A 13,167-nucleotide genomic window follows, 5' to 3' on the forward strand; every position below is an offset into this window, starting at 1 on the left:
TATACTATGATAACTACAGATATATTGATTATTGGGGCTGGGCCAACGGGATTGTTTGCTGTTTTTGAAGCAGGTTTGCTAAAAATGAAATGCCATATTATTGATGCACTTCCTCAACCTGGAGGACAATTGGCAGAATTGTATCCTAAAAAGCCGATTTTTGATATCCCTGGTTATCCATCGGTAAATGCTGGAGAATTAGTAGATAATTTAATGGAACAGATCAAGCAATTCCAACCTGGATTCACATTGGGAGAAACAGCTGTTTCTTATACCAAAGTGGATGATGAATGGTTTGAAGTTGTAACTAATAAAGGAACTGTTCACAGATGTAAAGCGATCGCTATTGCAGGTGGTTTAGGTACTTTTGAACCAAGAAAACCAGCTTTCGAAAACCTTGCAGATTATGAAGAAAAAGGTCTTGAATATTTCGTAAAAGAGCCTGAGCACTTCAGAGATAAAAAAGTAGTAATTGCCGGAGGAGGAGATTCTGCACTTGACTGGAGTATTTTCCTTTCTAATGTGGCAAGTGAAGTGACGTTGATTCACAGAAGAAATGAATTCCGTGGTGCTTTAGATTCTGTTGAAAAAGTTCAGGAGCTTAAAAATCAAGGAAAAATCAAATTAATCACGCCTGCTGAAGTTACCGGAGTAAAAGGTGACGGAAAAGTAGAAGCCATTACGGTTGCTGTTGACGGTCAGGATCCTTATGATATGGAAACAGATTATTTCATTCCTTTATTTGGTTTAACTCCAAAATTGGGAGAAATCGGAAACTGGGGACTGAATATCGAGAAAAACGCAATCGTTGTTAATAACGCTTTAGACTATCAAACAAACATCGATGGAATCTATGCTATCGGTGATATCAACACATATCCAGGGAAATTAAAACTGATTCTTTGTGGTTTCCATGAAGCTACTTTAATGTGCCAGAGTGTTTACAACAGACTGAATCCTGGTAAAAAATTCGTTTTGAAATATACAACAGTGAGTGGTGTAGACGGATTCGACGGAAGTAGAAAAGAAGCTGAGAAAGCAGTTGTGAAAAAAATTGACTAAATTTGTTGCGGTTGAAGGTGAGTAGTTAAGAATGACAAATGCCATCAACTACAAACAAATCAACAATCAACAAAAATGAGCGATATAAATATAAAGATCACCGATAGGGAAGGGGTGACTCATGATGTGGTAGCACCTACGGATATGTCCATGAATTTAATGGAAATCATCCGTTCGTATGAATTGGCAGAAGAAGGAACTATCGGAGTGTGTGGAGGAATGGCAATGTGCGCGTCTTGTCAGGTTTACGTAATAAATGATCCAGGGCTTGAGCCAATGGGCGATGAAGAAGATGCAATGCTTGCTGAAGCTTTCCATGTAAAAGAGAACAGCAGATTGGGTTGCCAATTGCACATGGTGATGGAAATGGAAGGTCTTGAAGTAGAAATTGCTCCTTACCCTTAGAAAATTTTTAATTTAAAATATAAAACTCCTGAAGATTTTTCTTCGGGAGTTTTTTGTTTATAATGTTTCCTTTAATTTTGATGGATTTTGCCTTGTGTCAAAAATATTGGCAATAATGATTTTATTTGTTTCAAAGTTTATGTAATAAATTATTTTATAATTACTTGAAACTAAATATCTGAATTCATGTTTCCGTTCTGATAACAATTCTTCAACTTGTCCAGCTTTAGAATTCTCTTCTAAAATTAAGGTTTTATCAATAATTTTATTAATAATTTTCTTTGCAGTTTTTGCTCCGGCCTTAAATTTATAATATTGAAAAATATCATACAGTTTATTCTCTGCGAGCTGAGTCCAAAAGATATCTAATCCCACTGTTGGATCTTATTTTTTAAATCTTTTATATTAATTATTCTATCATTAGCTTCGTCATCAATGGCTTTATCAATTTCATCATTAAATTGATCTACAGACATTGGTTTTAAACTTTCATCAAAATTTTCAGACTTAATTTTGTGCAGTACATTTTCCAAAGCACTGATGATTTCTTCATTATCAATCCTTAAAAATTCTTGAACAAGCGATATTTTACGTGCTTCTAAATTCATAATTTTTAATATTTTATATCAAATTTAATGATTTTTAGATAAACTGTGTAATTTTAAATTTCCTTTTTCGAAATCCACTTTCCAACCGTCGGAGCTTCATAATTCCTCATCATATTCAATAATTCATCAATATCATTACTAATCAACAGCATATCTCGATTAATCTGCTTTAAGAATCCTTTATCAACCATCGTTTGAATCAGTTTAATCAAATCCTCATAAAATCCGTTGATATTCAAAACGGCGATTGGTTTTTTATGAAGCCCGAGTTGGGCCCAAGTGATCATTTCGAAAAGCTCCTCCAACGTTCCGTAACCTCCAGGAAGAACAATTACACCGTCGCAAAGTTCATGCATTTTGGTTTTTCTTTCATGCATAGTTTCGACTAAAATCAATTCGGTCAATTGTTTGTGAGCAATTTCTTTAGACTGTAAAAAATAGGGCAGCACACCGATTACTTTTCCGCCAGCATCCAAAGCGCCGTTAGCAACAGTCCCCATTAAGCCCGTTGCCGCCCCTCCATAAACCAATTGAATATTTTGCTTTGCTAAAGTTTGTCCCAACAAAGTTGCCTGTTCTTTATACATTTCATCCGAACCAAAACTTGATCCGCAGAATACTGTAATACTTTTCATTGTTAAATTTTTACATTTTGTTTGGATGCTTCGACCAGCTCAGCATGACACCGCTGCAAATTTACCGTTTAATAAAACGATTAGTATTAGAGATGTCTCGAAGCATTTTTACTATAATTAAATATATTTAGATTAAAACTAAAAATCTCCAAAATCAAAACAACTTTGGAGATTCAATATAGCAATTTTACAATTTTATTTTTGAGGAATATTTGCTAAAATATCTTTCGTAAATGCCCAGAATTTCTGAGTTGAAGAAATATTCGCTTTTTCATCCGGAGAGTGCGCCCCACGAATTGTTGGTCCAAAACTTACCATTTCCATTTCAGGATAATTTGCTCCGATGATTCCGCATTCTAAACCTGCGTGACAAGCCACAACGTGAGGTTTTTCGTTAAACTTTTCAGTATAGATTTTCTCCATTAGCTGAACGATTTCAGAACCTGGTTTTGGCTTCCAACCTGGATAAGAACCACTGAAAACAGTATTCATTCCAGCCAATTCTGCAACAGATTTCAATTGTTCCGCAACTGAATCTTTTGATGAATCTACCGATGATCTTGAAAGGTTTAAAATTTTCAAACTACCTTCTTTTAATTCAACTCTTGCAACATTATTTGAAGATTCTACCAAATCTTTTACATCCGGGCTCATTCTGTAAACTCCGTTGTGAAGAGATTTCAACGTTAAAATAATTTTCTTTGAATCTGCTTCAGAAATTGCTTTATCAGAAGACGTTGCATTTTCAATATTGATTTGAAGATTGGGCTCTACGCTTGCAAATTCTTCTAAAATTTCCTTTTTAAGACTATTAGTCACTTCTTCTATAAATTCCTGAGCATTTCTCACAGAAGCAATCGCAACACCTTCTCTCGGAATCGCGTTTCTCAATCCCCCTCCGTCAATAGAAATCAGTTGAATATTTTCTTTTTCTAATGCTTTATAAAGAAGTCTTCCTAAGATTACATTCGCGTTTCCGAAACCTTTGTGGATATCCATTCCAGAGTGACCACCTTGTAAACCTTTCACTTCAAATCTTACAATTTGTCCGTTAGCAGCTTCTGTTTCGTAGTTTTGAGAAATCGTAACATCAATTCCACCTGCACAACCGATATCGATTTCATCATCTTCTTCGGTGTCAAGATTTAACAAAATTTGACCAGATAATTGTCCAGGTTTTAAACCTAAAGCTCCTGTCATTCCCGTTTCTTCATCAATCGTGAAAAGTGCCTCCAAATCTGGGTGAGGAATGTCTGAACTTTCTAAGATTGACATGATCGTAGCAACGCCCAAACCGTTATCTGCGCCCAAAGTGGTTCCTTTTGCCTTTACCCAGTCGCCATCAACTTCCATTTTGATTCCTTCTGTTTCAAAATCAAAATTTACATCATTGTTTTTCTGGCAAACCATATCTAAATGCGATTGCATCACAATCGATTTACGATTTTCCATTCCCGCTGTGGCAGGTTTTTTAATAATTACGTTTCCTACTTCATCTACCGTAGTTTCCAATCCTAGATTTTCACCGAATTCTTTGATGAAAGCAATTACTTTTTCTTCTTTTTTTGATGGTCTTGGAACAGCATTTAACTTGGAGAAATTTTTCCAGATTATTTGCGGTTCTATATTAGATAGCTCCATGAAATTTTTATTTTTCTCAAAATTACGAAATAAAAAATGCTTCCGTAAAACAGAAGCAATATTTTTGCTAGAAGCTAGAAGCTAGAAGCTAGAAGCTAGAAGCTAGAAGCTAGAAGCTAGAAGCTAGAAGCTAGAAGCTAGAAGCTAGAAGCTAGTTAACAACCACATTCACCGTAGACAGGCATGGTTTCCATTGTGCCATCAGGTTTTTCGATGGTTAATGTACCTTCAAATAATAAAGCTTCTTCGCCTTTTATTTTTTTACCTTTTACAGAGATTTTATAGTCTTCATTTTCAATTTCTTTTGTTAAGACTTCATCAACTTCCATATCGCTGGATGAGATCAGATTCATTACCAATCTTTTACCGTCCAGTTTCATATAAGCCGTTTTTCCTGCATCGTCTGCATAAATGTATTTTTCGTTCTCGAAATCAGCTTTATTTCTGGCGAAATAGCAAGAACATTCTTTAATTTCAGTCGGAAAATCAAAAGTTTCAACTAAAATTTTTTCCGAAGAGTTTTTTACATTGGCAGAATCCTGAACTACTTTTACTGAATCTGAAGTTGCAGATCCAGAAGCTGCTTCTTTGTCTTTTTTACAGGCGACTAATAAGAACGCCGAAATGAAAATGATTACGTATTTCATTGTTTGTGGTTTATTTTATTTATCCTCTTGCTCTTTCCAAAAGAGTCATCATCAATAATGAAAGAATGACGATACTTTCGTCTTCATCATCAATATCAATTAATCTGTCAAGCTGGAATCTTCTTCCAAAGAAAGACGGCATTTTTTTTAGCTTAAAATAAGCTTTCCCGTCCATTCCTGTAATTGTGTAAGAAGGATTTAGGAAATATCCTGTAAACAATCCGATAATTGGGATTTCACCCACCATTCCGTCAAAAAATCTTACCCAGGCATTGTCTTCCTGAATTTTGAATTTTGGCTGATCGGTTGCATCCAAAATATCGTAGCTTGCTTTCCAGATAGAACGCATTCCTTTTCTTGCCAATCTTCCGTAGCTTTTTCCTGTCTGTACTTCGTTTAAAGAATAAGAAGCGTTAAAATCGATCCATTTATTGGCTCTGATTCTGAAAAGTTCTTTCGATTTGCTTTCGTCATTGAAAACGATAACGTCTTCTTTTAGTTTAAACATTTTCTGACGAACGTAAGCCACGTAGTTTCCGTTTTTATCTGTGATGTTAAAATCACTCGCTAATGTTGAAATTTTGAATTTGAAATCTAACGGGTAGTTTAGATTGTTAAGTACCATTGTTTATTTTTTCAAGTTAATATTTAGTTTTCCAAAGATAATATTTTTAATTTAAGATAAGAAGCCTGAAAAAGGGATAAATGTGCCTTTTTTGATGTGAAATTCTTTTTAATTTGTTAATTTAAACTGAAAACTATCACCTCAGAATTATCAACAATAATCACTATTTTTGTCTGATGGATTACCCAAGTAAAGTTTTGGCAAAAGCAGTGGATGAAATTTCCGGATTACCCGGAATTGGCAGAAAAACGGCTTTACGTTTAGCATTGCATTTATTGAAACAGCCTAATTCCCGCGCGACGAGTTTGGGAAATTCTCTGATCAATCTTGTGAATGAAATAAAGTATTGCAAAGAATGCCATAATTTCTCGGATTTTGAGATTTGTGAGATTTGTAGTAATGATAAAAGAAATGACGAGGTAATCTGCATCGTAGAAGATGTTCGTGATGTAATTGCAATAGAAAATACCGGAAAATATACCGGAAAATATCTTATTCTTGGCGGTAAAATTTCGCCTATGGAAGGAATCGGACCTCACCAGTTGAATATCCCAAGTATTGAAAAAAAACTAAACAACGGGAGGGTAAAAGAACTCATTTTTGCTCTCAGTGCAACGATGGAAGGAGATACTACAGCTTATTATATTTATAAGAAATTCAAGAGTTTTAACGTAAATTTTTCAAGTATTGCAAGAGGAATTTCTGTAGGCGATGAATTGGAGTATGCGGATGAGGTTTCGTTGGGAAGATCGATTGTTAATAGGTTGCCGTATAGTGAAAGCGGTGCGTGATAATTTGAATTAAACTAATAACGATCATTTTGAAGATTTCATCCCATCATATTTTAAATAATTTAGGTAAATATTATCCTTTTATAATTTATCTTTTTATCAATGCTTTTTTTATTTTGAAATATGGTGAAAAGTATAATATTCCTATACTGACTGCCTTTTTTATTGGTATTTTGGCTATTGTCAACTTTTATAATAAGATCAATTGCAAAGAGTCTGTTTATAAAATTTTATTTTGGATTTTACTGAGTGTTTTTTTTATTGGGAGTGTTGGTATCAATTATTTTGTAGACGGAAAATCTCTGAATGTCGATCGATGGGACGCTATGGAAATCGGGATCAGGGCTATTTTTAATAATGAATATCCTTATGCGATCAAGGATTATATGGGAAGAGAATCTTCTAATTTACCTTTTTTGATTATTCTCGGAATGCCTTTTTATCTTCTTTTTGGAAGTGTTGGTTATTTACAGTCTTTTTGTTTTCTATTATTTTCCTATTTAATCTTTAAAATTTTTAAGGAATATAAACAGAGGTTGGTCATTTTAATTTTACTGACTATTTCTCCAAGTTATTTATGGGAAATCTATACGAAGAGTGACTTATTTTCAAATTTTATTATTCTCGTTGGTTTTATCTATTTGATCTGGAAAAATTTTATTGAAAAGAAAAATTTTAAAATAAGTACGGTTGCTATATTAACTTCATTGATGATTTTGACCCGTTTTTCAGTAATAATTCCGTTGATATTTCTCTTATTTAAACCTTTTTTTAAATTTTCTGTTAAAGATAAACTTCTATTTATCACAAGTTCATTAATTACTATTTCTGGAGTTTTATACTTGTTTTTTCATCAGGCAGATAGCTTCGATTTAATGATAAAACATAATCCGTTTATTCTGCAAGGAGGAAAACAACCGATGATAATAAGTGTATTTTACATCATAATAGCCATTATTTTATCTTTTAAAGTAAAATCTTTTCAGCATATTATTTTGTGGGGAGGAGGGTTGTTGTTTATTTGTATTTTGTTACCCTTTTTATACTTTATGATGATTTTGGGATATGATGATTTGATAATTAATTCTAATTTTGATCTCAGTTTTTTCAATATGTCAATGCCATTTATGATTATTGCAATGGGGTTGACGTTTTTTAAAAGTCAAAAACCTCAAACATAACAAATGATTTCCGTAATTATTCCGATATATAATGCCGAAAGAACAATTGTAAATGCTTTAAATTCTATTAAAGCGCAGACAATTGGTGTGAATGAATTTGAAGTGATTGTGGTTAATGACGGTTCTTCAGATGAAAGTGAAAATATTGTAAAAACATACGTGAAAGAAAATCCTGAAATGAATTTACAATTAATCAATCAGGAAAATGGAGGTGTTTCTAAGGCAAGAAATATAGGTTTGAAACATTCAAAAGGTGAACTTGTAGCTTTACTGGATTCTGATGATGAATGGCATTCAGATAAAATAGAAAAACAATTAAATTATTTAAATAATAAAAATTTAGACATTGATTTTTTAGCGTCAAGAAGAAATAATCATAAAATACTTTTACCTTACGAAGTTGTTAATAATTTGGCAGAAATAACGTTTAGTAAATTATTGATAAGAAATGAAGCCCAGCCTTCTACTGTAATTTTTAAACGAAAAGTTATAGCAAATACAGGTTTTTTCAATGATGATCAGCGATATGCTGAAGATGTAAACTATTGGATGAAAATTTCCAGAAATAATAAAATGTATATTTTGGATGAAAGTTTGGTGATTGCAGGTGGCGGAAAACGAACTTTTGGCGTTTCTGGTTTGTCAGCCAATTTAAAAGAAATGAAGAATGGTTATAAACGAAATTTGAAAGAAATGTACGCTTTGAAATATTTAAGTTTACCTCAATATACTTTTTATCATTTTTTTTACAAGGCAAAATATCTACTTTTGTTGTTCAGACAATTTTGCTATAATTTAAACACAAAGAAAAACTAATAATGAAAGTACTTATCACAGGAGGAGCGGGATTTATCGGGAGTAAGCTTTCTTTAGAGTTGAAAAATAAAGGCTACGAAATAACGGTTTTAGATAATCTGTCTCCACAAATTCATGGTGAATATCCGGACATAACTTCTCCTTTGTTTAAAAGTATCAAGGATAAGGTTAATTTTATAAAAGGTGATGTTATTCATACTGATGATTGGCGAAAAGCTATTAAAAATCAGGATGTAATTATTCATTTGGCTGCAGAAACAGGAACGGGCCAATCTATGTACCGAATAGAAAGATATACCGAAGTGAATGTTTCGGGAACTTCTAAAATGCTTGATATTCTTGTAAATGAACCCAATTCTGTGAAAAAAATTGTTGTAGCATCTTCAAGAGCAATCTATGGTGAAGGAAAATATAGACATCCTGTATTAGGTGAAGTTTTTCCAAATTCCAGAAAAGCAAAAGATATGGAAATTGGAGATTTCGAGATGAGATCTGCTGATGGAGAATTACTTTCTTCTCTTCCGACTGATGAGGATTCGAAAATTCATCCGGTATCTATTTACGGGATTACCAAGCAAAGCCAAGAGCAAATGGTGATGACAGCTTGTTCGTCCATCGGGATTGCAGCTGTTTCGTTGAGATTTCAAAATGTATATGGCGAAGGGCAATCTCTTTTAAACCCTTATACAGGTATTCTTTCTATCTTTTCATCACAAATTCTGAATGATAATGATATTAATGTTTTTGAAGACGGAAAAGAATCGCGAGACTTTATTCATGTAGACGATGCTGTAGATGCGATCATAAAATCAATTGAAAATGAAGCCGCAAATGATGAGGTTTTCAATGTAGGAACCGGTGTTCAAACAACAGTTATTGAAATTGCAGAATATCTGCGTAAACTTTATAAAAAGAACGTTGGAATTACTATTTCCGGGCAGTTCAGAATTGGAGATATCAGACATAATTTTGCAGACATCAGTAAGATTCAGTCAAAATTAAATTTTGAACCTAAAATATCTCTGGAAGAAGGACTTTCCAGATTTACCAATTGGGTTTTGCAACAGGATATTCAGGATGTAAAACTTCAGGAATCACTTGAAGAAATGAAACGTAAAGGTCTTTTGAAATGATAAATCTCAAAGGTAAAAAGATTCTTTTTTTAGCAGTAAGTTTTTTTCAGTACGAAAAAGAGATTGCCAAAAGACTTTCTGAGCTTGGCGCTGAGGTAGATTTTTATGATGAGAGACCTTCTAATTCTAATTTTACAAAAGGAATCATTCGTTTTAATAAAAATCTTTATCAATCGGTTATTAATCATTATTATGCTAAAATTATCAATGATATTCAGCATAAGAAATATGATTATTTTCTTTTAATAAAGGGGGAAGCTGTTCCCACTTATTTTCTTGAAAAAATAAAGGCACTTAATCCTGAAATGGAAATGGTGTATTATAATTTTGATCCTTTAAAAGAGTATCCTACACTTATTTCTAACTTAAAGTATTTCGATAAAAAGTTTACTTTTGAAAGAAATGATTCGGTAACCTATAATTTAAGTTTCAGACCATTATTTTATCTTGATGAGTATAAAAATTTAAATCAAAATACTCAATCTTCGGAATATGATATTATTTTTATCGGGAGTGCCCATACAGATAGATATATTGTTGGTGAAAAAGTGAAAACGATTGCTAATCAATTAAAATTAAGATCATTTTTCTATTACTATGCGCTGGGCAGAATTGCTTTTAGATTGAGAAAATTAATGGATAAAAATCTAAAACAATTCGATAATAAAAAACTTAGCTTTGATAAATTAAGCCATCAGCAAATTATTGATTATTATAAGAAAACAAAATCGGTGCTTGATATCAATAAACCTTTTCAGAATGGTTTAACCATACGTACTTTTGAGGTTTTGGCATCCGGAAGAAAATTAGTAACAACTAATGTTGATATTAAAAATTATCCTTTTTATAATCCTAAAAATATTTTAGTGATCAACAGGGAAAATTTACAACTCGATCAGTCTTTTTTTAATTCAGAATTTGAAAAGATGGATGAAAAAACATTATATATGATGTCCTTAGATTCTTTTATAGAATGTTTATTCATGAAAGATCAAAATGAATATTGGAATTCTTTTGTGAAAGGATAGAGGATAGAAGATAAAAAAACAAAAGCAACTCAAACGAGTTGCTTTTTTGTATATAATATTTTATTATTTATTTAGCTGGAGCTGCCGGAGTTTGAGCCGGAGTCGTTGTAGAAGCTGGAGCAGTAGATTTTGCCGGAGCTTCAGTTTTTACAGGTTGAGCTGCTGAAGGAACTGCAACTGATGGTTTTCCGGTGATTACAACACTTAAAAGAATAAGAACGATAATTGTTCCTCCTAGAGTCCATGTTGCTTTTTCCATGAAATCATTGGTTCTTTGTACTCCGAACTGTGCAGAAGATGCACCTCCAAAAGTACTTGAAAGACCTCCACCTTTTGGGTTTTGAGCCATAACAACGATTACCAGTAAAATGCTGGCGATCATAATAAGAACCATCAATAGTGTAAATATAGTATCCATTAATTTTGATATCTTTTTGAATGGGCAAATTTAATCTTTTTTTACCGAATAGCAAAAAAAGATTGTGGTAAAAATAAAAACGACAACAATTGTTGCCGTTTTTTATATAAAATAAGGCTGTTCTTATTTAAAATCAGAATCTTTAGCCTGGTTTAAAACGTAAGATTTTACAGCTAGATTAATATCCATTCCACCCATATTCTGGATGATTGTAAAGGGAAGTTTAACACCCGAAACATCTTTGTAATCTGCATAGCTTGTAGGGATAGAACCTCCTTCGCCTGCTTTTACTTCACCCGTTTTCAAGCCTGTAGCCACACTGTAATAATAAGTTACTTTATCACCTTTTACTACGTAAGAATCTTCATTGTTGTACTTTTCGATTCCTCCTAATTTCAATGTAGAATTTTTAGCAAAACCTAATTCTGGGAAAAGTTCTGTTTCTTTAGACATTTCAGCTTTTTGCTTATCGTCAAGAGTTTTCTTTTGTCCCTGAGCTTCCATATAACCGTCTTTTCCGTCAAAAACAATTTTCTGGATCGTGTTGCCCATCATGCTGATGTTCATCGCCATCTTTCCTCCTTTAGCCTGAGTCATTTTCATCGCCATATCCATTCCCTGAACTTTAGTTGTTGCTTCGGTAGAAATAGAAGTGATTTTCTGAACTGCTGCAGCACCTCCGATAGCTTTGATGTATTTATCAGCAACAGAACCTAATGTTACATTAGCATCTACTTTTTGAGCTGTTGGTTTTGCTACAGGATTGGCATCTTTATCATAATATTTTACAGGATAACCTAGTTTTTCCAATCCTTCAGAAATATCAGATGCTTTACCAGCGATGAAAATTCTGCTTTGGTTTGGTAAAATAGTTGCTTTTACAGCGTTGGTTACATCTGCAGAAGTTACTTTATCAATAGATTTCAAATAGTTTGTATAGAAATCAGAAGGTAAATCCTGAACTTTTTGGTTTAAAGCAAATCTTGCAATGTTTTCAGGTTTTTCTAAAGACATGATGAAAGCACCTTTCAGTTTAGCTTTTGCATTTGCCAATTCTTCAGGTTTTACTGTAGAAATTGCATTCAATTCATTCATGAATTCCTTTACAGCTTTATCCGTCACTTCGTTTCTTACACTTGCTTCAGCAGAGAATTCCGGAGAATATTTGCTCGCTGTCATGCTTGAGTAAGCACCATAAGTAAAGCCATTTTTCTCGCGAAGATTCATGAAAAGTCTAGCTTCACCACCACCTCCAAGAATGTAGTTGGCGATTGTTGCAGGGAAGTAATTGGCGTCTTTCATTTTAAGCGTGTTCAGGTTGTTTAATGAAACAACAGACTGTACCGCAGAAGGAACGTCAACTACATTAATTTCAGTTTTAGCAACATTAGAAGCCGGCTCAAGCGGAGAAGCTGGTGTGTTTGCCTTTTTCCATCCGTTAAATGCTTTTTCAACCAATGGTTTTACCTGGTCAAACTTTACATCTCCAACAATTACTAAATAAGCATTGTCTGGAGCGTAATATTTTTTGTAAATATTTTGAACGTCAGCTAACTGAATTTTGTTGATCGATTCAACCGTTTCAAACTCACCTCTAGCTGTATTTTTTCCGTACATCAAAGCATTAGAAACTCTTGAAGCTATGGCAGACGCACTTTTTTCATTGGTTTTTAAGCCTTCAATGGCTCTTTCTTTAGAATTTTGAATTTCTTCAGCAGAAAATTTAGGGTTAGCAATTGCATCAGCCATTAAATTTAATACCTCAGGGAAATATTTTGAAAGTGAATTAGCAAAAGCACCTCCAGAACTGAAATTTAGGTTCGCTCCCAAATAATCAACCTTACTGTTGAAAGCATCTTTGCTCATGTTGGTCGTTCCGTTTTCGAACTGTTCTGCCATGATTTGGCTAACCCCCGTTACATTTCCTTCATGATAAGGAGCTCTATCCATCGTAAGGGTAGCGCTTACTCTTGGCAATTTATTGTTTTCTACAACCATTACCGTAAGACCATTGCTTAGCTGGAAAGTTTTTGGTTTCGCAATGTTAATCGCTGGGGTTGGTCCCGCTTTCGGCATTGCATTAATATCTATTTTTTGTGCAGAGATCATTCCAGTAAAGAAAAATGCTGCAGCTATATATGTTAATTGTTTTTTCATTTGTAAAAAATTGTTTTTGA

At 33.3% G+C, this 13,167-nt stretch carries 15 protein-coding genes; 7 read left to right on the plus strand and 8 right to left on the minus strand.

The genetic code is table 11. The features are described 5' to 3' along the window. Window positions 1-6: 6 nt before the first annotated feature. On the plus strand, window positions 7-1,062 hold the full coding sequence (locus OXQ85_RS12105; RefSeq protein WP_267404903.1) for an NAD(P)/FAD-dependent oxidoreductase: 1,056 nt from the start codon (window positions 7-9) through the stop codon (window positions 1,060-1,062). Between the two features lie 75 nt (window positions 1,063-1,137). Continuing rightward, a complete protein-coding gene (locus tag OXQ85_RS12110; RefSeq protein ID WP_267404904.1) occupies window positions 1,138-1,467 on the plus strand; it encodes a 2Fe-2S iron-sulfur cluster-binding protein in 330 nt (109 codons plus the stop codon). Window positions 1,468-1,524: 57 nt separating this feature from the next. Here OXQ85_RS12110 and OXQ85_RS12115 read toward each other — a convergent pair whose 3' ends face one another. The 6 genes from OXQ85_RS12115 to OXQ85_RS12140 all read right to left on the minus strand — a co-directional run bounded on the left by OXQ85_RS12115 (window position 1,525) and on the right by OXQ85_RS12140 (window position 5,623). Further along, the gene (locus OXQ85_RS12115; protein WP_267404905.1) at window positions 1,525-1,842 is read right to left on the minus strand and encodes a type II toxin-antitoxin system RelE/ParE family toxin; all 318 of its coding nucleotides are present in this window, start codon (window positions 1,840-1,842) and stop codon (window positions 1,525-1,527) included. Next, on the minus strand, window positions 1,833-2,075 hold the full coding sequence (locus OXQ85_RS12120; RefSeq protein ID WP_267404906.1) for a hypothetical protein: 243 nt from the start codon (window positions 2,073-2,075) through the stop codon (window positions 1,833-1,835). Before OXQ85_RS12120 ends, OXQ85_RS12115 begins: the two co-directional genes overlap by 10 nt. Before the next feature lie 53 nt (window positions 2,076-2,128). Next, window positions 2,129-2,710: a TIGR00730 family Rossman fold protein gene (locus tag OXQ85_RS12125; RefSeq protein ID WP_267404907.1), complete on the minus strand. Its 582-nt coding sequence runs from the start codon at window positions 2,708-2,710 to the stop codon at window positions 2,129-2,131. A gap of 195 nt (window positions 2,711-2,905) precedes the next feature. Further along, window positions 2,906-4,351: an aminoacyl-histidine dipeptidase gene (locus OXQ85_RS12130; protein ID WP_267404908.1), complete on the minus strand. Its 1,446-nt coding sequence runs from the start codon at window positions 4,349-4,351 to the stop codon at window positions 2,906-2,908. A gap of 155 nt (window positions 4,352-4,506) precedes the next feature. Continuing rightward, complete coding sequence (locus OXQ85_RS12135; RefSeq protein WP_267404909.1) at window positions 4,507-4,998, minus strand: hypothetical protein; 492 nt, start codon at window positions 4,996-4,998, stop codon at window positions 4,507-4,509. A 19-nt stretch (window positions 4,999-5,017) separates the two neighbouring features. Beyond that, window positions 5,018-5,623 carry a hypothetical protein gene (locus OXQ85_RS12140; protein WP_267404910.1) on the minus strand — a complete coding sequence of 202 codons (606 nt, stop codon included), beginning with the start codon at window positions 5,621-5,623 and terminating at the stop codon, window positions 5,018-5,020. Between the two features lie 176 nt (window positions 5,624-5,799). Between OXQ85_RS12140 and recR the strand changes: the two genes are divergently transcribed. The 5 genes from recR to OXQ85_RS12165 all read left to right on the plus strand — a co-directional run bounded on the left by recR (window position 5,800) and on the right by OXQ85_RS12165 (window position 10,572). Beyond that, window positions 5,800-6,414: a recombination mediator RecR gene (gene recR / locus OXQ85_RS12145; protein WP_267404911.1), complete on the plus strand. Its 615-nt coding sequence runs from the start codon at window positions 5,800-5,802 to the stop codon at window positions 6,412-6,414. 116 nt (window positions 6,415-6,530) lie between these two features. After that, the gene (locus OXQ85_RS12150) at window positions 6,531-7,595 is read left to right on the plus strand and encodes a hypothetical protein (protein ID WP_267404912.1); all 1,065 of its coding nucleotides are present in this window, start codon (window positions 6,531-6,533) and stop codon (window positions 7,593-7,595) included. Between the two features lie 3 nt (window positions 7,596-7,598). Further along, the gene (locus OXQ85_RS12155) at window positions 7,599-8,411 is read left to right on the plus strand and encodes a glycosyltransferase family A protein (RefSeq protein ID WP_267404913.1); all 813 of its coding nucleotides are present in this window, start codon (window positions 7,599-7,601) and stop codon (window positions 8,409-8,411) included. Window positions 8,412-8,413: 2 nt separating this feature from the next. After that, complete coding sequence (locus OXQ85_RS12160) at window positions 8,414-9,544, plus strand: NAD-dependent epimerase/dehydratase family protein (protein WP_267404915.1); 1,131 nt, start codon at window positions 8,414-8,416, stop codon at window positions 9,542-9,544. Then, a complete protein-coding gene (locus tag OXQ85_RS12165; protein ID WP_267404916.1) occupies window positions 9,541-10,572 on the plus strand; it encodes a hypothetical protein in 1,032 nt (343 codons plus the stop codon). The genes OXQ85_RS12160 and OXQ85_RS12165 overlap by 4 nt, the downstream gene beginning before the upstream one ends. A gap of 67 nt (window positions 10,573-10,639) precedes the next feature. Here the strand turns inward: OXQ85_RS12165 and secG are convergent, their stop codons facing one another. Both secG and OXQ85_RS12175 read right to left on the minus strand, forming a co-directional pair. Beyond that, window positions 10,640-10,990 (minus strand): preprotein translocase subunit SecG, encoded by a 351-nt coding sequence (gene secG, locus OXQ85_RS12170; RefSeq protein ID WP_267404917.1) that lies wholly within the window; start codon window positions 10,988-10,990, stop codon window positions 10,640-10,642. Window positions 10,991-11,113: 123 nt separating this feature from the next. Next, complete coding sequence (locus OXQ85_RS12175; protein ID WP_267404918.1) at window positions 11,114-13,147, minus strand: pitrilysin family protein; 2,034 nt, start codon at window positions 13,145-13,147, stop codon at window positions 11,114-11,116. Window positions 13,148-13,167 lie beyond the last annotated feature (20 nt).

Origin of the sequence: Chryseobacterium sp. GM_Chr_2, assembly GCF_026540445.1 — a bacterium.
In the GTDB taxonomy this organism is placed as follows: Bacteria; Bacteroidota; Bacteroidia; order Flavobacteriales; family Weeksellaceae; genus Chryseobacterium.

Excerpts from the sequence above, each read along its gene's own strand:
- OXQ85_RS12160 (WP_267404915.1), top strand. The coding sequence starts at position 8,414 with ATGAAAGTACTTATCACAGGAGGAGCGGGATTTATCGGGAGTAAGCTT.
- OXQ85_RS12130 (WP_267404908.1), bottom strand. The coding sequence starts at position 4,351 with ATGGAGCTATCTAATATAGAACCGCAAATAATCTGGAAAAATTTCTCC.
- OXQ85_RS12135 (WP_267404909.1), bottom strand. The coding sequence starts at position 4,998 with ATGAAATACGTAATCATTTTCATTTCGGCGTTCTTATTAGTCGCCTGT.
- secG (WP_267404917.1), bottom strand. The coding sequence starts at position 10,990 with ATGGATACTATATTTACACTATTGATGGTTCTTATTATGATCGCCAGC.
- OXQ85_RS12110 (WP_267404904.1), top strand. The coding sequence starts at position 1,138 with ATGAGCGATATAAATATAAAGATCACCGATAGGGAAGGGGTGACTCAT.
- OXQ85_RS12155 (WP_267404913.1), top strand. The coding sequence starts at position 7,599 with ATGATTTCCGTAATTATTCCGATATATAATGCCGAAAGAACAATTGTA.
- OXQ85_RS12120 (WP_267404906.1), bottom strand. The coding sequence starts at position 2,075 with ATGAATTTAGAAGCACGTAAAATATCGCTTGTTCAAGAATTTTTAAGG.
- OXQ85_RS12175 (WP_267404918.1), bottom strand. The coding sequence starts at position 13,147 with ATGAAAAAACAATTAACATATATAGCTGCAGCATTTTTCTTTACTGGA.
- OXQ85_RS12140 (WP_267404910.1), bottom strand. The coding sequence starts at position 5,623 with ATGGTACTTAACAATCTAAACTACCCGTTAGATTTCAAATTCAAAATT.
- recR (WP_267404911.1), top strand. The coding sequence starts at position 5,800 with ATGGATTACCCAAGTAAAGTTTTGGCAAAAGCAGTGGATGAAATTTCC.
- OXQ85_RS12105 (WP_267404903.1), top strand. The coding sequence starts at position 7 with ATGATAACTACAGATATATTGATTATTGGGGCTGGGCCAACGGGATTG.
- OXQ85_RS12165 (WP_267404916.1), top strand. The coding sequence starts at position 9,541 with ATGATAAATCTCAAAGGTAAAAAGATTCTTTTTTTAGCAGTAAGTTTT.
- OXQ85_RS12125 (WP_267404907.1), bottom strand. The coding sequence starts at position 2,710 with ATGAAAAGTATTACAGTATTCTGCGGATCAAGTTTTGGTTCGGATGAA.